Genomic DNA, 22,456 nt, shown 5'->3' with positions numbered 1-22,456 from the left:
CTACCCCCGTTTCCGTGCATACTGCCACAGCTTCTTAATCTCATGCTTTGGGATATTACAAACTTCAATCAAGAAGTCATTTACAGCCTCAGCGAAATCCTTATCAACCTTCAGGTTCACTCTTCCATCATGAATCCAGTCAATTCTTCGGCCTGGGCTGCTAATGTAGCTAATCTTTGAAGTAATCACCGGATAATAATGATCTATATACTTCAGGCCAAGCCCGCATTCTTCTTCGATAACCAGCAATACAACCGGGATATGCTTCTGATTAAGCAGCGTATCTACGTTCTCCATAGCGTGACGTTCATAGGTGGTGGCAAAGACAGGAACCTCATCCACCAGTCCTTCCGGGTAACCCTGATGCCAGTCATACAGCACAATATCCGGCTTCTCGGTAACAGAGGAATCTGTGATCGTTATACCGGACGCCTCTCCATCTAAATACTGATAATGCCTGTTGTTATCCGTGATGACCATAACCTCATTGTTAAAATAATTCTTCAGCAGCATTGCTGCTGCAAGTATGAAATCATGCTTCTCGCAATCTCCTGCCACAACGATATTCACAGCTGTCACTCTCCTTCGAGCAGTTGATTCTCAGTTGCCGGTGCATCCTCCGTTAAGCCCGCTGAATTCTGATCTGTACTTGAGTCGATAGGCGCCTGATGGGTCTGATCTATAATTCCGTTCACCGATTGCGAATTATCTACCGGGGCAGTCTGTTCCAGTGCCGCTCCCTGTTGAGTCTTACGCTTGCTGACTCCGCTTCCGCTTGGTTCCTGTGCTCCTATGCGGATTTTGTTGCCATCGTCAATAGCCTTAAGGCGTTTATCCAGCTCTGTACGAAGCTTCTCGGCAAGCCCCCACTTGGCCTGTTCAATAATGGACGGATTGCTCTTGATCACGCCCAGTACATCCAGATTAGGCACATAGTTAATCACGGGTTCTGGCTGCAGCTCCGGCTCCACATACTGCTTCATATACAGCTCTGCATTGTTAATATAAGCATCTACCAGAGCCGAAGTAAGCAATTGCGCCTCTTCTTCATTATCATTGAAGAAGGTGTACTGATTCGCCAAATCAACGTCCTTCAGCGATTTCTTGCCCACTACTATGTAATCTTCACCGTTAGGAAATACAATCCGGATATCAACGACATCTTTCTTCGTCAGGCGGAGCGGAAGCTTAATATATTCCGTCTCTTCTTTACGCTCTGAGGGGTCAAGTCTCGCCTCGTCACGAACCATCTCCGTCGTTACTGCTGTGCCCGGCATAACATCAATCTTCAGATATTTACCGACAATCGCTTTGGACTCGCCGATCAGATTATCGGGCGAGGAGAACTTCGGGAGCTTCTCCTGGATGACATCCTCCTCAGCAATAGCTTCACCCGCCAGCTTAGGGGTCATCAGCACATAAGCGGTCTGGGACTGATCCATGTAGCGCTGCAAGACCTGATCCTTATCCAGCAGCTGCTGCTCATAAGCGGCCCGTTCGTCAATCAGCTTGGCATTATAGTGGCGGTAGGTTGCAAACCATACACCCGAAGTAATAACGGCAACCAAAGAACCTGAAATAATCGTGTATCGTAGAATTTTTTTGCGCTTGCGTACTGCCACTTCATGACCTCTTTTCTCAGGCTATTTAATTTTCCCCGTCATCTTTGTTGCAGCTGCTTTAGCCCGGTCAGCAGCGGCCTTCTCTTCTGCCTGTAGGGTATCAGCATATCTCAGCATATCCGTCTCAAGGCTGCTAATCGCCTGCTTGAAGGTCTCCATCTTCCGGATCCAATCTGTGCAGTGATTCTTGAACTCTTCCCCGCCCAGATCCACCCAATAACCCGGAAGTCCGGTTATAGCAGCGGTCATTTTATCCTTGCATTCCTGGGCAGGAGACAGCAGCCGATGACAATTGAATGCGAGCCCTCTAACCGTACCTGAATCCATATTCAGCCTCCTTAATCATTGGTAAGGTATCCTACTGTTTCAAGCCTATCGGCTCTGCGGAACAAACGAAAATCCAATGCCTATTAATAGTAAAGTCACAAACAGAACGGTGCCTGCAATGGCCCAGAGCAGTGTTTGCTTGCGAATGAGTTTTTTCTGAACACTCAGCAGCTTCATCACCCATTCCACTGCCGCCTTATCCGGATATAGCGGATCTTGATGGGCAGGCATCAGCATCGCCTGTATCTCCGGGAAGTCCTTCTTCAGCATGTGCAGCACCTCCTGATGCCCATTCTCCAGCAGCAGTCTGCAGCGCTTTCGTTCATACGGATTAAGCGTGTTTAGCTTCTCTTTGAGCAGCTCGTATTTCCACATGGCTCCATTGCCAATCAGGATAGGAATTTGCGAATTCCACCACAGCTCCAATCCGCTAATTCCCTTACGCTCCTGATGAATATCCAGCCATAGAATAATATGAGTGAACTCACTGGCCAAGAGCTCTGAGATATCCCACGCATAACCCCTGCGATAGAAAGTGACCCCTTCATATTCAAACATGGTCGAAGTGGAATCCTCTTGCTCGCCCTCAAATACAATCTGCTCCAGCGAACTGATCTCCGGCCGGTTATCTCCGCATACCAGCGGCTTCCAGCCCAGATCTGCCAGACCTGCAGCCAGCAAAAAAGCCGCAGCACCTACATCCTCTTCTCCCCCGGCACCGCAGATGCCAATCACCAGCGGCACATGGCTGCCTAGTAATCTCGCAGTTCCTGCTAAGGAAGGCTGTTGCTGGCTTTCTACCGGTATAGATCGTTCCAGACTCTCCAGCGTTCCGGCATCAGTTGCCGGAGCTTCTATCCGGGCTGTTGGCCTCGGCCGGGGAGCAGCTCCCCCTCCACCAGAGCCTGAGGAAGGAGCCTGCCTGACACCAGCCGGTGCCGCTCCTGTTCTTGGACTTGCAGCCGGCTGTGGACGGGCAAGCGAATCCACAGTTCTGGCAGCAGCCTGTTCAGATTCTTCCATAGGCTGAACAGGAGCAGGGGCTGCGTTTGAGCCTTTAAATGAGAACAGGCGCTTCTTTTTTCCAAGGATGCTATAATAATCTCTTGTCGTTTTCTTCTCCCTGATCCAATTCAATAGCTCCTCACCCCGGAATTCCGTGGTGAACTGCAGATCGTGAATATTCATATTGACCATCGTCCGGATGAACTCAATATCTGTTTTCAGTGCCGGATCTAATTGAACAATCAGCCGGGTAGCTTTGAGATACTTCCGGATCAGTGTCATGAGCGAGGCAATTTCGGCTGACTTCACAGGTGTGCTAAGACCTGCTCCGCCTTCTATAATGACTATGGAAGATGGATCTACCTCTTTACTGGAGAAGCCGCGTATAAAGCTGTGAAGTGTAGAATGTTTGCCTGAGATCACATACCCTTCATGCTCCAGCGACCGTGACAAAAGCATGATGAGATCAGGTGAACAGACCAGATGTACGCTTTTCATATGTAACCTCCTCTATAATCCTCCCGTTCAATAGGGCCAAATCCGGATAAGCGCCCCGTCCCCCTGAATCATATCCGCCAATACCACTTGCTGGCCAAGCTCTGTCCACTCTTCTCCCGTGCAGCTAACCTCACATTTGAATTCCCAGTCACCGGGGAGCCAGCCCGCCTGCTTCAGCCATTCAAGACATTGCCCTGCGGTCATTGAGAGGGTGATATCCAAATCCATTGTTTTCTTGTGCGCTCCATTAAATATTATTGTGGTAACCGCTGTTGACATTTTCTGATCCCCCTGATCGTTACACGGCTTGCAGCCATAGGCATAACTCCTCAATAGCCGTTGACAATGTTACTCTGTCCCGAGTGACTTCCTCTTCCGGCTCACGCTGCAGCATCCACATCAGATTCTTATGAATCACTAGGTTCAGTTCACGGATGACCTGAGCTTCCTTGCCGATGCACCTGATTTCTGCCAGTGCGTATAGCGATGCTCCGGCGTGAAGAAGTTCCTCTGCCCAGCGCTCCAAGTCCGGTTCTTCGAAGAGATCTTGTTCAGAATCTCCTTTACCTTCAAGACTCTGGAGCAGTGGAATCCGCTCTATAACCTGGAACATCATTTCATGCTGTGCATAGAGTTCCTGCAATATATATGTATTGGTCTCAGGCAGATGCTCCAGTTGAAACCGTGTGTCCCCCTGATGAAAATAATAGATTCTAGAAGGCTTATCTCCGTTCTGTACAACCTGACAGAGGTAAGAAGTACTATTGGCACCTGCGGCGATACACTCATGAAGCACTTCATTAACTTTGGCAAGTCCCATGAAGTCAATCTCCAGATACCCCTTCGCTTCAAGCGTTCTCATCTGGGCATTCATTAACGCACGCTGCCTGCTCTCCGTTTCTGCTTCCAAATCTACGGCTAACCCCGGAAAACCACTCTCCCCGGTTAATGCAGCTAAATATATAATCTCGAGAGCCTGTAATTCAAAACTCTCACGTGCCGGTTCCATCGCTTCATTCACCTGCCATCTATCATTCTGTTGCCATTCTAATTTGCTTCCTGGAGCCTGCAATAAGCAGCATAGCCTCAGCTGGCTCCATTATTTGATTAAGCTCGTTATACTCCATGCTCTCCAGTAAATGAGCGTAAGCCATATGATCGTTCAACCTTCCGCCGGTCAGCAGCGCGTTGCCGCTATTAATCATCTCACCGGCCAGGTTCGTGATAAGCTGCAGCTGATTAAGCTCATGCACGTCACTGCCCACCATCAACAGCACGCCAAGTCCGCCGCCAAAGCGGGCAATCCGCTCCAGGTGATCCAGTGAATCATTCTCCATCCGGTCAAAGGCCGACTTGAAATGCGGCATTACCAAGACAAGAAGCGGATACTTGGACAAAATATAATCCGTTTCATCAAATTCCCCAGGTGCGGAGCTGTCAGCCAAAGCTTGACGGGCATCATTTTTTCTAAGCTGCAATTGCTCTATGAAGGTATGAGTGAGTTGTAAAAACTCTTCTGCTGTATCCATAACCGTAAGAGCGGAAACGGATTTCAAGTCTGCCCATTTAGAAGTGTTGCTGTCGAATACATACAGCTCCTTGGTTATGGAATCCGCCGAGGCTTCAAACGCCTTCAGGATCGAAGTTAAAGTTAACTCTGCATCCTGCTGCCCGGTATAAGAGACTACAAAGCTGCTGATTTCCTTCAGATTGAGCTCTACCGGCAGCGTCGTGGCCTGTTCCAGTCCAAGCGGCACCAGCGTTCCCCCGGTTCCTTCCGGCCGGTTCTTGACTGCACGCTCCAGAAGCTCTGCAAGTGAAAGCTTATCCGGTATTACAGAAATCTCGGCAGGACTTGTGTCTCCTGCTACCGCCCTCATCTCTGAGCTGATCCGGCGTATGGAGGCCGCGATTTGATCATCCGAGCCGCCTTCGGCCGGCTGCGCAATATGGAATTCCAGAATCCCGTTTTCTTTTAGCAATCCACGGCCCACGGTATGGGTTGGCTCCATTCCATCTGTCCTGCCCAGAACGCTGGAGTAATCCAGCCTGTCAGACATTTGAAATACTAGCGACTGCTTAATATTCTGGCTAATCCGGTAAGGATAGGAGCTGACTGTATTGGCCGTAAACACAAAGTAAATTCCGTAGCCTCCCCCTTCGCGCACAAGCTTAGCCAGATCCATAACATAGTCGTCGTACGCCTCTGCGAAGCCTGTGAAATTATCCAGCATAATAACGATATAAGGGACTTTTTCTCCGGTTGCGTTACAGTAAGAGACCAGATTGCTGATGCCAAGCTGAGAAAATTTACGTTTACGCTCATTTAGTTGGGCGAGCAGCCAGCTAATCAGCTTCCCGAGCTTTTGTTCGTCCTCCGGATAAATGACATCCCCCAAATGCGGAAGGTCATGATAGACGCCCAAAGTTCTTGTACCGAAATCCAGAATATAAAAATTCACATATTCCGGATCATATTTCATGGCAAGCGACATGATCATTGTCTTCAGTAGAGTGGTCTTCCCGCTGCTTGGCGCTCCATAGACCAGCAAATGTCCATTAAGATTAAAATTAATCTCCAGATTGTATTGCTCCTGATCTGAAGGGTTGTCTACCCGCCCAACGCTTGCCACCAGCTGATCCCTTGGCTCCTGCCACCGCTGCCCATTCCATATCCGTTCTTGATCAAGCACCTCCGACAGCGCCAGCGTCTCCGGAAGCGGAGGAAGCCACAGCTGGAAGGCCTCTCCAATGGATTCCTTTGCTGAAAGTTCGGCAATGTGTTGAACTACAGCCTGCAGTTCACTTAACGCCAAGTTGTTGTCGTCCTGTTGCTGCTTCGGAAGCAGCGCTCTGCGCTCCCCGCTTAATGAAACGATGTCCAGCTTAGGCATCCCCTCACCTTCAGCTTCACCTGAATGGTAAGGCGCCCCGCTCCAGGAAGACTGGAACAAGGTGAACAGCTCATTATTGCCCACCTGCAGATAGCCGCGGCCCTTTTCTTTGATCTCGGCAGCCTCCGGACGTTTCAGCATCTCATTACTGTCAGAGGGAGTTTGCACCTTCAGGCACAGCTTGAATCTGGAGTTACTCCAGATTTGATCGTCCACCACTCCGGATGGCTTCTGAGTTGCCAGTATTAAATGAATACCCAAGCTTCTTCCGACCCGCGCCGCACTGACCAGCTCCTTCATGAACTCCGGCTGATCCGATTTCAGCTCTGCAAACTCATCTACCACGATAATTAAATGCGGCAGAGGGAGCGGTACCTCCTTATTGCGGTAAAGAACAATATAACTGTCAATACTGGTCACACCAGCTTCACTGAAGAGTCTTTGCCTGCGCATCAGCTCGCTTTTGATGGAGGCCAGCGCCCGGTTAATCTGATTGCCGCCCAGGTTGGTGATCGTTCCCACCAGATGCGGAAGTCCCGTGAAGGCATTGGCCATCCCGCCACCCTTATAGTCAATCAGCACAAACGCAATTTCATGCGGATGATAATTCACCGCCAGACCAAGCAGCAGAGATTGAAGCAGCTCACTTTTCCCTGATCCGGTTGTACCCGCTACCAGTCCATGGGGACCATAGCTTTTCTCATGCATATCGAAGACAAGAGACTTTCCGCCTGCACCCAGCCCAAGGGGAGTAGACAGCGTACGGTTGGCCTGGTTTCGGGACCAGCGTTCCAGTACCTTCAGCTCCTCGACCTGCTGGGCCTCAAAGCTCTCCAGAAAAGTAACCATCGGCGGAATGTAGCTGTTATTCTGTCCGGCCTTAATGCGGAGCGGTGCCAAAGAACGGGCGAAAAACTCTGCTTGAGTGTTATCCATAGCATCTGTTGTGAAAAAATCAGCCAAATGACCCAGCAGATCATGAGTATCCTTGCGGACAAGTCCTTGACCATCCCTAATCTCTAGAATGACCTGGCAATTCAGCGGCAAAGCAACGTCGATTTTCTCCGATACAAAAATACTTGTCATTCCAAGCTTCGAATCACCTGAGAGCAGGTATTTCATCATTTCCGTACTGTCCCACAGTTCAGGAGCAAAAACCAAAAAAACATAGTGCGGTGTCTGCAAATTCTGCAAGCCATAGCTTCCTTTGTTACCCTCTTCTCTCTTCCTGAGGTCCGCAAGCAGTTCATCGGAAATCGCAGCAGCCTCGTAGGCTGTCGTGGCCAGAGTTCTTTGACTCCGATCCTTATTCCAGGTATGCGGCAGCCATTTCAGCCACTCCCAGTGCTCCAGATCTTCCTGCTGCATGACACACACGATCCTTACATCATCGTATCCCTGGTGTGTGGTGAGATGGACGATTGCAGCATTCAGGAAATTGCAAACCTCCGGCCGTTTACCGTATAAGCCGAGCGTACTGATACTGCTTAGCGGGATATAGACCGGGATATCTTTTACGTAATACATCTCCTCGCAGATCTTACTGGCAATCTCTTCAAGCGGATTCTCATCATCAATAGCCTTGGTGGTCGGGGTGTATGTAGGTACGAGAGAGATCGGCTGAACCCCGACCCCAATCCGTATATGTAAAAAATCATCCTCAATAGCTGTTCTCTCCCAGAGCTGTTTACTCCGGCTACGGGCAATTTCTGTACAGCTTTGAATGCTTGGATGAATATATGTGTGGGCCTCACGCTGCATACTGGCAGCTCCTTGCAGATCATTGCGAACCTGAAATAAGTAATTGAGATATTTCTTTTCTAATTTTTTGTTGTGCTCCTGATGCTTGTTCACACTGGCTCTATAATTCATGATCGAGACCATAACCGTGAGCGCCGTCATACCCATCGTGGAGACAAGCATAATATAGGACCTGGTCAGGGTTGACATAAATATGGATATGATCAGCATTCCTAGCGGCGGAACGATAATCGTTAACCAGGAGAAGGACGGTTTCTCCGAAGGCCTGGCGGGATCTTCCAGCTCCAGCACTCCTACCGGGTAGTTTGGTTTAATCCGGGGGGTTCTTTGTACCTGATTAGTTGTCATTTCTTGAATGTTCATTTTTTTCATCACCACTGAATAGGAATTTTGGATTACGAAGAAGATAATTTAATTTTTAAACAATTATTGTATATTTTCATTAAATTGGGATGTGCTTTATTTTTTATCGGATCAGCAAGTGAATAGTTTATATTTTACATAACATTTTCTGCTAAAATAGTTCATTGATCCCTTATGGGCATTTTTATCTTTACTCTATTAAAGTTAACAGAGGAGAAAGTTATAGTTCCTTAGTCATATTTTTTTGTCGAAACGAATTTAGATATAAGGATTTTGTCGGATTTACGTTTCATCTATACTTCAATCTAAAAAGTGAGGCCGCAACGATCATTAACGTGACCTCAGGTCTGGCCTTTACTCCGTTTGCCATCGCACCCATCTATTCAGCAAGAAAAGCGGCCCTTCATTCGTTCACCATGAGTCTGAGACTCCAGCTCTCCGGGACCCGCGTTGAGGTCATCGAGGTGGCCCCTCCGGCCGTAAATACAGATCTCGGCGGATCAGGGCTGCATGTACATGGCGAGCCGTTAGATGCGTTCACGGATGGAATTTTTCAGGGATTCGCTGAGGGACTCCAGGAGATCGGATACGGCACCTCTGTGGACCGTCTGCGCATGTCACGGGACCAGATTGACGAATATGCAGCGCAAATGTATGAGGCGACGAAAGGCTACATTGAATAAAAGATTTGAATCAAAACGCGCCGAAGAGACCGTCTTGGGGTAGACGGTCTGTTTGGGCGTACGCATAATATGATAGAACTCCGCTTACATCAGCTTCTTAATCTTCTCTACCGGTAACTCCACCGCTTTGGAGACCTCTTCCGGAGTGAATCCGTGAAGCAGTAACTTGCGGATAATCTCCGCCTGGCCTTTTTCTACTCCTTGTTCAATTCCTTGTTCAATCCCTCGTTCTATTCCTTGTTCTATGCCTTTCTCAATTCCCTGTTCTATTCCTTCAGCTATGCCCTCTTCATATCCCCAACGCTTCCAGGCTGGCATGAGTTCCATAATCGCTTCACCCTCCTCCGGGTATTGTATCATTAATTCTTTTATGATCTCTTCATCCTGGGCCCGGTCCGGCTTGAAATATAAATCCGCCACTGACATCACAAGTGCCAGCCGTCCTTGATCGAGCCGTGTCTTCAGCTTCATGAACATGCGCAGGAACTCCCGGCGCACATCTCTTGCTTCTCTTGTAGTATACCCCATCTTGGCTAGTAACGCAGCAGCTACTGCATTGTCTGAATCAATAAATCTTCGCCAGTTCTGCTTACGCAATTCTACCTTGAGAAACTGAAAGCGCAGGATCTGATGCTCAGGAATAACCATCTCCAAGGTGTCCTGCTCCTCCCTGATCTCATCTGAAGTGAAGATGGCAATCGGAATAATCAGCTTATGCTCTTTGCGGTAGCGCTCAAACAGACGGCTGAAATAAATAAACATCCGTTCGTGAAACTGTGAATCCCGATACGACTGCGGCTCCAGGTGAATCAAAATATAACCGTCCAGTTCTTTGTAGCGGATTTCCAGCAGGAGATCCAGTTCCCGCGCTTCCTCACCAACAATATCCACCAGCAATTCCTGCATGAGGAACCGGGTTTCACTATAGTCCAGCATAGAATCAAGCTCAGGAAAAAACAACTCAATAAATTCCTGAAAAAACGTCTCCAGCAGCTTCTTAAAAGCCTCATCATGTGGTAAAGGTATTTTAGTCGCCTCCTGTTATATCCTGCTTGTTTCTTGTGATTATATTCCATTTAAATGGAATATAATATAACAAAAAGCACATGTGTTCGCATTTCGATCGTAGAAAACTGCCTTACCCTCCGCTTTACCTTGCTAAAAAAAGAGCAGCCCCGATTAAATGGGGCTGCCCTTGTCTGCTCAGAAGCTTTAGCTTTGTCTACTTATCCTACTCCTCACCCGCTTCAACAAGCTTATCCATGAGCCGGACGATCATCACTACGGCTTCAGCGCGGGAAGCAGAATCCTTCGGTTTGAAGGCGCCATTGCCTTTCCCTGTGACAATCCCTGCATTAGCGAAAGCATTAATTGGCTCTGCAGCCCAGCTTGCCGGGAGGTCAGAGAATGGTGCCGGTGTGCCGGGAACATAGCTCGTAAGACGCGCCAGCATAGTCACAGCTTCCGCGCGGGTGATCTCCTGCTTGGGTTGGAAGGAACCATCGGCGTAGCCCTGAATCACACCATGCTCTTGAAGCACCGCAAGTGCCATAGAAGCCCAATGCCCATGCGTATCCGAGAATCCGGTCCCCTGCGCACCCGTGAGGCCAAAAGCTTTTGTGAGCATTACAGCAAACTCAGCGCGTGTTACTTTGGCTTCAGGATGGAATGAACCATCCGCGTAACCCGTTATCATCCCCATCCGGGTTGCACGATCAATGAATGATGCACTCCACAGAACGGCAGGTACATCCTGGAACTTGACAACTGCAGCCGTCCGGCTTTTTGCAACGATAGATTTAAGCGCATCTAAGTCCAAGGTGTCTTTCAGGACAGGCCTGGTTACCGTTGGCTTTGCGGGACCGGCAGTTATAGCTGGTGTTGGTGCCGGTGTCGTCGTTGCTGTTGGTGACGGTGTTGCTGTCGGTGTTACCGCCGGCTTTGGTGCTGGCGTTACTGCCGGTGTTCCTCCCGATTGTGGCGTTGGCGTTGGCGTTGGTGTCGGCGTCGGCGTTGCCACCGGTACCGTTCCGCCCTCAACCACGATGGGAATCGCAATGGTTAAGCCGCCGAAGGAAGCAGTAATCGTTACCCCGTCCCCCGCTGCAATACCCGTAATGATCCCCTTGTCCGATACCGAGGCGACCGCAGGATCTGAAGTTGTCCAACGAACCTGATCCGTAACCACTATATTTGCTCCATTGTCATATACCGCTGTAATCACGGAAGCCGCTTGCTTGTTCACCTGTAAGGTGTGTGTGCCAGGCTCGGCGGTCAGCTTCAGCAGCTTAGGCACCGTACCTTCTGTCTGAACCGTTACCGATAGCTTCACCGGCGGCATGTTACCGTAGTTCGCCTGGATGGTAGCTTCTCCCACTTCAACGGCATGAATGATACCCTGGGTGTCTACCGTAGCTGCCCGCTCATTAGAAGATGTCCATACCGCTTGATTCGTGACATCGGCAGTGGAGTTATCGCTATAGGTAGCCGTAAGCACCGTCGCGTGCGTGTCGCCGACATTCAGCTTCAATTCAGCAGGGGCTACGGCCACGGAAGTTACTGTCCGCTCATCCTTTTTCACAATCGTATAGTTGTCAATTAATTCTGCACTCTGCGTAGTGCGGGCTTGGATAATCATCTTATCATGGCTTACCTGAATGGCAGAATAGACGGGAACATCCTCGTCAAACATGAAATCAAGATACTCGTATTTGCTTCCATCGTAGAACTTCCAGCCCGACGCCCCGCCGTCCAGATAGACTGTTCCTTGCTCTCCGCTTGGCAGCGGCTTGCCTTTGCTCATCGGATAGGTGCGCGCATATACATGGTCATGGCCTTCCAGCACCAGATCGACCTTCAATTCTTCGAGAATAGGGGCAAAATAAGTCTGGGTGTATTCAATCAGATTGCCGCGTCCATCTTCGGTATGGTAGGCAGGTTTGTGGAACATGACAATCTTCCATTTTTTATTACTAGTTAAAAGATCCTCCCGCAGCCACTCCGCTTGCTTGCCCATTGTGACTTCGTCTGCTTCAGAGTTCAGCACCACGAAATGCACCTCGCCTGAATCGAACGAATAGGCATACTCCTTCTGAACCTCAGGCCCATTTACAGGAAGCCCCAAGCCTTTGGCGAAAATGTACTTCCCTCCCCCTTTTACATCATGATTCCCCATGGCATACGCTGAAGGAACAGAGGAGGTATAGATCGACGAGGCTTGCCAGAACTGGTTCCATTCATTTAAAACCGCCCCATCATCGACCATATCACCGCCATGCATAACGAACTGGGTATCGGGATAATTCGTGAACGCATTCTGGATCAATTGCTGATAAGTCTCCAGCCCATTGTCCCCTTTGGTATGCGAATCAGTTACAAATACAAAGGAAACAGGCTTGTCCGGCGCAGCCTCCACCGTCTTATAATTGGACCAATCACTCCAATGGCCTTCGTAGCCAACTCTGTAATGATAGCCCGTACCTGGCTCAAGACCCGTGACTAATGCGTTATGAAGCTTGATTTCGCCCATAGGTCCCCCTGCAACCTCAGGAATAACCTCCACCTCGGAGAGCGCACGCTGCATGGCTGCTTTTGCCGGAGCATTCGTCAAGTCACTGTCCACCCAATCACTATCTTTCATGTACTGGATGTAAGCTTCTTGAACACTTGGCGCGCTCTGCCACCCTACACTCATCATCGTCTTCATATCTTCGGTTACAAAGGTCTGCACATATTGCGGATCTGCCCCGCCAAACGGAGCTACAACATTCATACTGATACTCTCACTGGTACCGCCATCCTTGACAGCCTGAACGCTCCAAGTGCCAATGGCAAGGTTAGTCAGGGACGTATAGATCTCTCCCTTGGCATCCGTCAAGCCTATTCCTGAGGTAAGATCACTCTGCTCCACATCTGCGGATGAGATGTACCCTGCCTTGCTGCCATCCGGCAAATACACCTTGATGAATCCGGAAGCACTGCCTGCTGTGGCGAACATCCGCGCGTCTTTCTCTACAGCAAGCAACAATGCGGACGATGGATCGGCTTTGGCATATACTTTGGACCCATCGGCGGTTACACGCACATAAGTCTGAGGACCGCTGGTATCGCTAAAATCAATCCCGGCTCCTTCCACCGGCGCTCCTGCGCGGGAGGTAACCGTGATAATACTCTGAGTGTGCAGCGCTGATCCCTTGATGCTGAGCTTGTAAGGAAATCCGATCTTATACCTAAGCGGGGAGGCTAAGGAAGGAACTCTCGTCCCGCTTTCATACCCGAAACTGCCTTCCACCATAGCCATCTGCTTAGCCGTCTCGCCGCGTTCCATTTTCGCAGAGCGGTTCACCTCAAAATCAATACTTGCCAGCGCATCCGCCTGTTCCCCTTGCAATCCCTCGGCACTGACTTCAACATAGCCGCCTGTATTATCGAGGACTGTCTGCACATGGCTGAGGCCGGAGCGTGCATTAATTACATTGGCCTGCAATGTCTCTGGATCGAACTTGATTCTGGCATGGAAGCTCTTAGCCTCGCCTACATCCGTTGCCTTCAACTTCAGCCGGTAGGTCTCATTACTGACAGCCTCCTCAGGGGCTTCCAAGGTAAATCTGGCTCCATGCTCAATCTGAAAAGCATATTCTGCCGCTGCCGGATTGCCGGCCTTATCCTTCACTTCTGCCAGAACTTGATGATAACCTCCGGCCAGCGGAAGCTCCGGGTGATAGGTAATCTGCTTAAGATTCAGATCATAGCCATAAGTTGACGGTGCCGCAAGCTGACCATCCACCGTTAGCCGGATTGAATCCGGGTCAATGCCCGACTTGGCATCCTCCGCTGACAGAATAATGTCTGAGACAGGGGCGCTCAAGGTTTGATTAGGAGCCGGTGCCGCTTGACTTAACACAGGCACATCCATATCCTCATTAACCGGCTCATCATAGATCAGCCTGACGTCATCAATCCAGATCGAGCCTTTATTCTTTTTGCTCATTTGTCTTTCTTTCATCTGGAAGTAGAAGGCCAGTGTACCCGGCATGGTCAGATCTGACCCTATATCCGCCTCAACATACTTCCAGCCGCTCCAGTCGATCCCGGTCTCTTCACTCCTGATTTCATACGTTTTGGATTTGCCGGTGGAAGACACGTAGAACTTGGAGGTGAGGCCATGACCTTCCTGATTGGCATATACCCACATTCCGATTCTCTTAGGCGTTCGGTTAGAGAGCGGCAGCTGAGTCGCCGGGCCAACGGCAACCTGAGACGGGTTATCGGTTATGCCAATGAAGTCATAATCAATCCGCAGGGACTTCGCTCCGCTATGTACGTATTTCGGATTCGTCTCCAGCGCCAGACTGCCGCTATGAATACGGGCACTGTCAAAGGTTAGGTCCGTTAAGCTCACCTGTTCAAAATCCTCTACCTTCACGATACCGCTGGGTTCCCCTGCATCCCCAAAGGCAGTCGGTAACGGAGATACAGCAGAGGTAAGGGCGGGAAGCAGAATCGTCACAGCCAAGATTCCGCTCCATACTTTCTTTACAAATGGATAATTACTCACGAACTTTCACGCTCCTTGTTGTCTGTTCTAGTAGACAGCATAACGGCGTAATATGTTCGTAGAATCATCACAATGTAAGCATATTAAATTTTATTTTAATTAAACAGCAATCGCCTTAAGGTCCGGTGAGATCCATAGCTCGGCCCCTGTCGCCTTCTGAATCTCTTCTACCGTCAGACCCGGTGCGATTTCCATCAGCATCAGACCTTGGCCCGGGATCACCTCGATGACCCCCATTTCAGTGACAATCGTGTTTACGACATGTACGGCCGTCAGGGGGAGCTTGCAGTCTTTCACTATTTTCGGCTGCCCATCCTTGTTCACATGATCCATGGCGATAATGACCCGCTTGGCCCCGACTACCAGATCCATAGCTCCGCCCATGCCCGGTACTTTTTTCCCCGGAATCATCCAGCTTGCAAGATTGCCCTGCTCATCGACTTCAAGTGCACCCAGCACAGTGATGTCCACATGCCCGCCACGGATGATCGAGAAGGAGACCGCGCTGTCAAAATAGCAGGCTCCGGCCATCGTGGTCACGAAGCTGCCGCCAGAATCGATGCAGTCGATGTTCTCCTCTGACTTTGCCGCCTTGGGACCGACACCGAGAATTCCATTCTCCGCCTGCAGCATAATTTGGACATCATCCGGAATATAATCGACCGCAAGTGTAGGCATGCCGATTCCCAGATTCACTACATCGCCGTCTTTGAACTCCTGGGCCACTCTTCTCACAATGAATTCCCGGTTACTCATGCGTATTCCCCACCTTTACAATGGCATCGATCAAAATTCCCGGGACGTTGACATGATTGGGATGAATCTCCCCGAGCTTCACATAGTCATCTACCTCAGCGATTACATAATCCGCCGCCATCGCCATTACGAAATTGAAGTTCCGGGAGGAGCCGTCGATCACCAGATTCCCGGCCTCGTCCGCCTTATGGGCCCGGATCAGGGCCACATCTGCATGGAGAGGCAGCTCGAGCAGGTATTCCCTTCCTTCAATATCGAGCTTCCTTTTGCCTTCCTCCACAATCGTCCCTACTCCTACAGGGGTTAACACACCGCCCAGTCCCGCTCCTCCGGCACGGATTTTCTCAGCTAACGTGCCCTGCGGATAGAGATTCACCTCCGCTTCCTTAGTCATCAGCAGCCTTCCGGTTTCCGGGTTGGAGCCGATGTAGGAGGCGTAGATCCGATTGACCCGGCCGCTTCGCACAAGCTTATAGATAGATAATTCCGGGGTGCCCGTATCATTGGAAATAAGCGTGAGCTGACCGGCTGACTGCGTCTCGACAAGCGCACGCACCAGCTCTTCGGGATGGCCACCAGCCAGAAAACCGCCAACCATCACGGTGTCCCCATCCTTCACTCTCTTCACGGCGTCTTCGGCGGAGATTAGTTTGTTTATCATAGATTTCAGGCTCCTTGTTTATTATTTGGAGAAAAGCTGGTTACCGGATATAGTCATGAATGACTCTGCCATAGGGCAGCGTTAGATCGGCAATGAAATGCTTGCCCCCGCGGTACGTCTTCACCGGCAAATCGGCAACCGGGGCATTCACATGGGGAATCAGGCTTAAGCGGGCCGGCCCGGTCCAGGCACCTTTTATATGAACATCTTCAAGAGTGTAGGCAACCAGTTGCGCAATCTTAGGGGTCCCATCTACATCAGGAATGAGCTTCAGATTCACTTGGGTTTTGGCGATAGCTCTAGCCGTGTCCTCTGTATCCAGCAGGTTATGCTTGTAAGGCATCGTTCCCACGGTCACCAGGACATCGTTGTAATGCAGCGTACCGGTCAGCGTCTCTGTGCCTGCGACGGTCAGGCGGGGAGAGGCCCACTTTTTGGGGAACCCCCAGATCTCCCGTCCTCCCAGAATGGCAGGCGCATTATCCAGATACATCTGGGCGACAAAATTGCAGGGCTCCCCCTGAAAGGTACACGGAATCACGATCCCGCTCTCCTCATAGCTTCCCAGACCCGACGAATCGGGCATCTTGATCCATTCATAAGACACGGTGTTACTTCCATCCGGCTGTAAGGGTTCCGGGACCGCCTGTCTGATCGCCGCAGGATCGGATTCGTAAGTAATAACCATAAATTCACGGTCAATGAAGCGGTAAGGCGGACGCCCGTAACCCGGACTGGCCGCAGGCATGGATTGCAGCGTAAGAACCTCTTTTGCATTCATAATGATCTTCAACTCCCTTTCTGTCAGAGTTGTGTTAATAACGTGCGTTCTCTACCAGCATGGCAATGCCCATCCCCGTTCCGATGCACAAGCTGGCTATACCATAATGCGACGATCTCCGTACCATTTCATGTACCAGTGTAACTAACACCCTGGCTCCGCTGGCCCCGACAGGATGTCCAATCGCAATCGCGCCGCCGTTGACATTCACCTTCTCCGGGTTAATCTCCAGCTCATGCAATACTGCTATGGCCTGTGCTGCGAAGGCTTCATTAATCTCGAACAGATCGATAGCTTCTAGAGGGATGTCCTGGTACTTAAGCAGCGACTTTATAGCTCTTACCGGACCCATTCCCATGTAGGCAGGATCTACGCCAACCAGTGAATACCCCTTAATATAGGCTAAAGGCTCGACCTCATGCTCCTTGCATTTGTCCTCCGACATGACCAGCACAGCCGCCGCTCCATCATTGATGCCCGAGGCATTTCCGGCAGTCACCGATCCGTTTTCTTTAAAAGCAGGCTTCAGATGAGCAAGCTTCTCTTTGCTGACCTCTCCTCTTACATGCTCGTCCTCCGCGAACCATACAGTTTCCTTTTTGCCGGTGGTCATTACGGGCACAATCTGCTCTGCAAACACCTGCTTCCGTTTAGCTTCGGCGGCCTTGATCTGGCTGTCATAGGCAAACTCATCCTGCTCCAATCGCGAAATATGATATTTCTCAGCAATGTTCTCGGCAGTAATGCCCATATGATATTTATTGATCGGACAGGTCAGGCCGTCAGCCACCACGGTATCAATCAGCTCGCTGTTCCCAAGCTTGTAGCCGTTTCTTGCATTCCTCAGCACATAAGGGGCGTTCGACATACTCTCCATCCCCCCGGCCAGGAGGACACTCCCTTGTTCAGCCCGAATAGAGTCGTACGCTAAAGCGACAGCATGAAGCCCTGAACCGCAAACGGTGTTAATGGTTGTTGCAGGCACTTCAATAGGGATACCGGCTTGTAGCGCCGCCTGTCTGGCAGGATTCTGACCCTCGCCCGCCTGTAGAACATTGCCCAGATAGATTTGCTCCACTAACGCAGGCTCTACATGGCTTTGCTGAAGGCAGGCCATCATCACCTTTGCTCCTAATTCTGTAGCACTTAGTGTCGAAAGTCCGTTGTTAAATGAACCAACTGCTGTCCGTAATGGACTAACCAATGCAACTCTGTTCACAAAATCTCACATTCCTTTCTGATTGTAGTGGACTTACGTGCGGGTATGATCACGATGTATGAGAGAGTATGCGTTACGGCTTAGATCGGCTTAATCAGCTTGATTAGCTTGATCCGCTATGCCGCCTTGATCGCCTTCCTCCATTTGAATATTTGGTATTTATTTACATATTCAGTGTAAGCCTAAACTTCGGTTTCCTCAACACTCAAAAATATACATAATTTTACATACGAATACCTCTAGGCCCTTGTACACTCCCCCAACGAGGTCATGCTATCATTTCCTTTGATATTCTGGTTATTAATGGTTATTTCAGAAAAACGCATGAAAACATACCAAAAGAGTTCATATTTAAAACGCCTCCGGCCCTTACTTGGGTCTGGAGGCGTTTTTTGCAGCTCTCTTAGCATATTGTTCCGTTATTTGTTTGTGTATTCATTATTGTCAGAACACCCGCTTCTTATCCTTCTCCTCAATCAAAATCTGCACCGATTCCTTGAACCGAATCGCATGAATGATCTCCCGCTCGCGCAGGAACTTGAGGCTGTCCTGCAGATCCACATCGTCGGTCATGTCAATCAGCCACTGGTATGTAGCCCGGGCCTTCTCCTCGGCGGCGATATCCTCATACAGATCCGCGATTGGATCTCCCTTCGCAGCGATGTAGGCAGCTGTGAACGGAACACCCGCAGAGTTGTTATAGAACAACGCATGATCCCGCTGCGCATAGTTCGGGCCTAAGCCTGCGGCTTCCAGCTCCTGCACCGAGGCGTCCTTGGTCAGCTTGTAGATCATGGTGGCAATCATTTCGAGGTGTGCAAATTCTTCAGTGGAAATATCAGTCAAAACACCAATTACCTTGTCGGGTATTGCATACCGCTGGTTCATATAGCGCAGCGCCGCAGCCAGCTCGCCGTCCGCACCGCCGTATTGCTCCATCAGATACCGGGCCATTCGCACATCACATTTGCCGACACGCACCGGGTATTGCAGCTTTTTCTCATAGATCCACATTCGTGAACTTCCCCCTCCTTAAGGCTATTTCATTCCCGGCTTCATGCCTCAGACTTGCCAAGGCCAGGGACTCTCACTCCATTGCCATGGAGCCTTGGAATAGGCGCGGCCGAAATTCTGCAGCGGTCCGTATAGCTCCTGGAACTGGTTCGCCAGCTTGGTTCGCTCATACGTCAGCTGATTGAACTGCTCAATCGCCTTCACATCCTGCGGATGAGTGTCCAGGTACAGATTCAGCTCTACGAGTGCAAAATCAAGTACCTGCAGCTGCTCCAGCATCTCGTAATAACGGGGCTCGCAAGGATTAGCTTCCATAGCCTACTTCCCTCCTTTGAACTTGGATTCATAAGGGCTGTATAGCGATGGCCATAACGTTCCATGCTTGAGCGCCTCCGGCAGGGAGAACTGCGGCAGATTCGGGGGCTGAAACGTGACGAATTGATTCGGCGGCACAACATACGTCTTGAACGGCACCGGCGGACAAGGATCAAACGGTCCCCTGTACGGTGTCCATACGCGATCCTGGGAGTTCAATGATCATTCCTCCTCGTAAGGTTTTGACGGCATTGCCTGATGGATGTCCAGATCTCTGATCGTTACCTTCGTAACTAACTTATGACAGTCCAAGGGTGGAAAAGAACAACTGCCCAATAAAATCGCCCCAAGCAACAAAAAAACAGGGACCCCAAAAGCCCTGCAAACCGGCTTCTGAAGTACCCTGCTCTATTTAAAAATACGAGTTACACTTCTGCTTACTCCTTCTCCTCTTCCACAGCTTCCGCATCCTCTTCGGACTCTGGCGGCGGCTCGCGGTGGATGTTGATCCGGGTGATCCGCAGCCGGGTGGACTCCTCCACCTCGAAGGTGACATCGCCTACCACAACTTTCTTGCCCTTGGACGGATTGCCCTCCAGCTCCTTGAACAGCCAGCCGCCGATGGAATCCACCTCGTCATCCTCAATCACGACGCCTGTGAGATCGTTGACGTCTTCAATCAGCATCCGGCCCTCTACGGAGATGTAATCGCCGTTACGCTCTACGCTGGGGCGTTCATCCTCGAACTCGTCATGCAGATCGCCGACGATCTCCTCCAGAATCTCTTCAGCGGTCAGCAGCCCCGCCGTTCCGCCGTACTCGTCAACGACCAGAGTCAGCTGGGCCTTGTTCTTCTGCATCAGCCGCAGCGCATGGCTAATCTCCATCGATTCCGGCACGTTCAGAATCGGCCGGACCAGGGAAGCCAGATCATTCTGCTGCTCCGGCGGGGCGAACAGCAGATCCGTAATATGGATGAAGCCGATAATCCGGTCCTTATCCTCGAAGGCCACCGGATAACGCGAATGCTTCGTTTCCGTGATAATCCGCATATTCTCCTCGAGCGGAAGATTGCTGTACAGTACATCCATATCGGTACGCGGCAGCATGACCTCACGGGCCAGCAGGTCCGAAAATTCGAAGATGTTATCCATCAGCTTCATCTCATCCTGATCGATCACCCCGCTCTTCGCGCTCTGATTCATCAGAATACGGATTTCCTCCTCCGAATGGGCAGCCTCGGCTTCACTGGCCGGCTCCACGCCGAACAATCTCAGCAGAGCGTTCGCTGACGCATTCAGCACCCAGATGAAGGGCAGAAACAGATTATAGAAGAACATCAGCGGAGCGGACAACAGCAGTGCTGACCCTTCCGTTTTTTGAATAGCCAGAGATTTCGGTGCCAGTTCCCCCAGCACAATATGTAAAAAGGTAATAATCGAGAAGCCGATAATCACAGATACCGTTGAGATTAGCGTCTGGTCAGTAACACCGATCTGGTACATCAGAGGCTCCACCAGCAGCTCCGAGATCGCCGGTTCCCCGACCCAGCCGAGTCCAAGGGAAGCGAGTGTGATCCCGAACTGGGTGGCCGACAGATACGAATCCAGCCGCTTGTTGACCTTTAGCGCATATCCCGCCATTTTGTTCCCTTCGCTGACCAGCTGGGTCAGACGGGACTGTCTGACCTTGACCAGCGAGAATTCCGCCGCAACAAATACACCATTTAATAATACGAGCACCAGAACGAGCAAAAGATTAAGCACTAATCTTCCTATTTCAAATTCCGTATGCACTATAATAACGCCCCATTTCTACAAGGTGATCGCTTTTCTGGTTTTGAAATCGACCCCGGGATAATACATATCGGCCACGAGCAGGTTAGGCCCGCAGCAGCCTGCCGCATCGCAGTAACAATTCACTTGCTGATTCAAGGGATGCTTAGTCTGCCACTCGGTGAAAATGTCATCCAGCTTCGCGTCGCTGATATTGCCAAAGGCGGATATGTCGGCGAAGTCTGTTACAAAGACATCGCCCGTGAACAGGTTGACATTGACCCGGTTTCTTCCGTCCGGATCATTGCGCAGCGTTACATTCTTCTCGCTGCGCAGTCTGCTCAGCAGCTGCTGGTCTTCCTCCAGGAAGCTGCAGGCGAAGAACGGCAGCGTGCCGAACAGCATCCACATCTCCGGGTCACGATGGTCAAGGAGGGAATGAATAGCAGTATTCATCTCCCGGAGCGACAGCACAGGCAGCTTCGAGGCGAAGCTGGATGCGTACATCGGATGTACCTCATGCCGTCTTGCCCCCATGTCCCCGATCAGCCGGTGAATCTCGGGAAGCTTGGTGTGTGTACGATAGTTGATCATCGACTCGGCAGAGATCAGCATTCCGTCGCTGCTCAGCCGGCGGGAATTCTCCAGCATCGTATCATACAGCCGGTAGGCGGCCTCCTTCGAGACCGGGTGCCCGCTGTTCGCGAAGCCCACCTCGTGGAAGTCATCGCCGTTCACATAATTGAACGAGATATGCATGACATCCAGGTAAGGGAGCAGCTGCTCATAACGGGAATACGGCATGGTCAGATTGGAGTTGATCTGCGAACGGATGCCCCGCTCCCGCGCATATTTCAGCAGCGGTACGATGGTATTCTCCACCGTCCCGGCACGGAACATCGGCTCCCCGCCCGTAATGCTGATAGTCTGCAGGTGCTCTACCTCGTCCAGACGCTTCAGCATCTTGGTTAAAGGCAACAGCTCTCCCTCTTTCATCGTAAGACTGTCGCCGACGGCGCAATGCTCGCAGCGCATATTGCATAGATTCGTGACCGTCATCTCTACACTGGTCAGCACATGCTGCCCGTATTCACGGAGTGAAGTAATCGGATCCCACGGATCATACTCCGGCGACAGCTCTTTTACAGGGATTATAGATGATGGCTCTAATATACTCATTTATTAATGCTCCTTTAATGCTTATTCCTTATTATTAACCCAAAAC

18 protein-coding genes and 1 pseudogene are annotated in these 22,456 nt (G+C 50.5%); 1 reads left to right on the top strand and 18 read right to left on the bottom strand.

Translation table 11 applies throughout. From position 1 onward, the window contains the following. The 7 genes from MKY86_RS08200 to essC are packed head-to-tail and all read right to left on the bottom strand — an operon-like array spanning position 1 to position 8,470. The gene (locus tag MKY86_RS08200; RefSeq protein ID WP_076079059.1) at positions 1 to 570 is read right to left on the bottom strand and encodes a hypothetical protein; all 570 of its coding nucleotides are present in this window, start codon (positions 568 to 570) and stop codon (positions 1 to 3) included. A 5-nt stretch (positions 571 to 575) separates the two neighbouring features. Then, a complete protein-coding gene (locus MKY86_RS08195; protein WP_076079060.1) occupies positions 576 to 1,622 on the bottom strand; it encodes an SAF domain-containing protein in 1,047 nt (348 codons plus the stop codon). A gap of 21 nt (positions 1,623 to 1,643) precedes the next feature. After that, on the bottom strand, positions 1,644 to 1,949 hold the full coding sequence (locus MKY86_RS08190) for a hypothetical protein (protein WP_076079061.1): 306 nt from the start codon (positions 1,947 to 1,949) through the stop codon (positions 1,644 to 1,646). Between the two features lie 45 nt (positions 1,950 to 1,994). Continuing rightward, positions 1,995 to 3,452: a hypothetical protein gene (locus MKY86_RS08185; protein ID WP_076079062.1), complete on the bottom strand. Its 1,458-nt coding sequence runs from the start codon at positions 3,450 to 3,452 to the stop codon at positions 1,995 to 1,997. 27 nt (positions 3,453 to 3,479) lie between these two features. Then, positions 3,480 to 3,731: a hypothetical protein gene (locus tag MKY86_RS08180; protein ID WP_076079063.1), complete on the bottom strand. Its 252-nt coding sequence runs from the start codon at positions 3,729 to 3,731 to the stop codon at positions 3,480 to 3,482. Between the two features lie 19 nt (positions 3,732 to 3,750). Further along, positions 3,751 to 4,461: a hypothetical protein gene (locus MKY86_RS08175; protein WP_076079064.1), complete on the bottom strand. Its 711-nt coding sequence runs from the start codon at positions 4,459 to 4,461 to the stop codon at positions 3,751 to 3,753. 22 nt (positions 4,462 to 4,483) lie between these two features. Then, positions 4,484 to 8,470, bottom strand: coding sequence for a type VII secretion protein EssC (essC, locus tag MKY86_RS08170; protein ID WP_076079065.1), 3,987 nt, complete (start codon positions 8,468 to 8,470; stop codon positions 4,484 to 4,486). A 314-nt stretch (positions 8,471 to 8,784) separates the two neighbouring features. On the opposite strand from essC, the pseudogene MKY86_RS08165 reads away from it, so the two are divergent. After that, positions 8,785 to 9,153, top strand: a pseudogene (locus MKY86_RS08165) (SDR family NAD(P)-dependent oxidoreductase); the annotation flags it as partial. Between the two features lie 84 nt (positions 9,154 to 9,237). On the opposite strand, the gene MKY86_RS08160 reads toward MKY86_RS08165, so the two are convergent. The 11 genes from MKY86_RS08160 to yfkAB all read right to left on the bottom strand — a co-directional run bounded on the left by MKY86_RS08160 (position 9,238) and on the right by yfkAB (position 22,410). After that, positions 9,238 to 10,179, bottom strand: coding sequence for an Rpn family recombination-promoting nuclease/putative transposase (locus MKY86_RS08160; protein WP_076079066.1), 942 nt, complete (start codon positions 10,177 to 10,179; stop codon positions 9,238 to 9,240). Between the two features lie 205 nt (positions 10,180 to 10,384). After that, a complete protein-coding gene (locus MKY86_RS08155; RefSeq protein ID WP_076079067.1) occupies positions 10,385 to 14,710 on the bottom strand; it encodes an S-layer homology domain-containing protein in 4,326 nt (1,441 codons plus the stop codon). Between the two features lie 99 nt (positions 14,711 to 14,809). Further along, positions 14,810 to 15,466, bottom strand: a complete 657-nt coding sequence (locus tag MKY86_RS08150) for a 3-oxoacid CoA-transferase subunit B (RefSeq protein WP_076079068.1) — start codon at positions 15,464 to 15,466, stop codon at positions 14,810 to 14,812. After that, positions 15,459 to 16,127: a CoA transferase subunit A gene (locus tag MKY86_RS08145; protein ID WP_076079069.1), complete on the bottom strand. Its 669-nt coding sequence runs from the start codon at positions 16,125 to 16,127 to the stop codon at positions 15,459 to 15,461. Before MKY86_RS08145 ends, MKY86_RS08150 begins: the two co-directional genes overlap by 8 nt. A gap of 40 nt (positions 16,128 to 16,167) precedes the next feature. Next, positions 16,168 to 16,908, bottom strand: coding sequence for an acetoacetate decarboxylase (locus MKY86_RS08140; protein ID WP_076079070.1), 741 nt, complete (start codon positions 16,906 to 16,908; stop codon positions 16,168 to 16,170). Between the two features lie 34 nt (positions 16,909 to 16,942). Continuing rightward, positions 16,943 to 18,127: an acetyl-CoA C-acetyltransferase gene (locus MKY86_RS08135; protein WP_076079071.1), complete on the bottom strand. Its 1,185-nt coding sequence runs from the start codon at positions 18,125 to 18,127 to the stop codon at positions 16,943 to 16,945. 444 nt (positions 18,128 to 18,571) lie between these two features. Continuing rightward, complete coding sequence (locus MKY86_RS08130; protein WP_036692823.1) at positions 18,572 to 19,141, bottom strand: manganese catalase family protein; 570 nt, start codon at positions 19,139 to 19,141, stop codon at positions 18,572 to 18,574. Between the two features lie 48 nt (positions 19,142 to 19,189). Next, positions 19,190 to 19,456 carry a spore coat protein CotJB gene (locus tag MKY86_RS08125; protein ID WP_036721463.1) on the bottom strand — a complete coding sequence of 89 codons (267 nt, stop codon included), beginning with the start codon at positions 19,454 to 19,456 and terminating at the stop codon, positions 19,190 to 19,192. Positions 19,457 to 19,459: 3 nt separating this feature from the next. After that, entirely contained in the window at positions 19,460 to 19,675 is a 216-nt protein-coding gene (locus MKY86_RS08120) for a spore coat associated protein CotJA (protein ID WP_036692819.1), read from the bottom strand. Positions 19,676 to 19,893: 218 nt separating this feature from the next. After that, positions 19,894 to 21,252, bottom strand: a complete 1,359-nt coding sequence (locus MKY86_RS08115; RefSeq protein ID WP_036721461.1) for a hemolysin family protein — start codon at positions 21,250 to 21,252, stop codon at positions 19,894 to 19,896. A gap of 18 nt (positions 21,253 to 21,270) precedes the next feature. After that, positions 21,271 to 22,410 (bottom strand): radical SAM/CxCxxxxC motif protein YfkAB, encoded by a 1,140-nt coding sequence (yfkAB, locus tag MKY86_RS08110; protein ID WP_076079072.1) that lies wholly within the window; start codon positions 22,408 to 22,410, stop codon positions 21,271 to 21,273. Positions 22,411 to 22,456: the final 46 nt, after the last annotated feature.

The sequence above is a fragment of the Paenibacillus sp. FSL R7-0333 genome (assembly GCF_038000365.1).
GTDB lineage: Bacteria > Bacillota > Bacilli > Paenibacillales > Paenibacillaceae > Paenibacillus_AQ > Paenibacillus_AQ silagei.
This window is presented reverse-complemented; position numbering and strand designations above follow the sequence as displayed.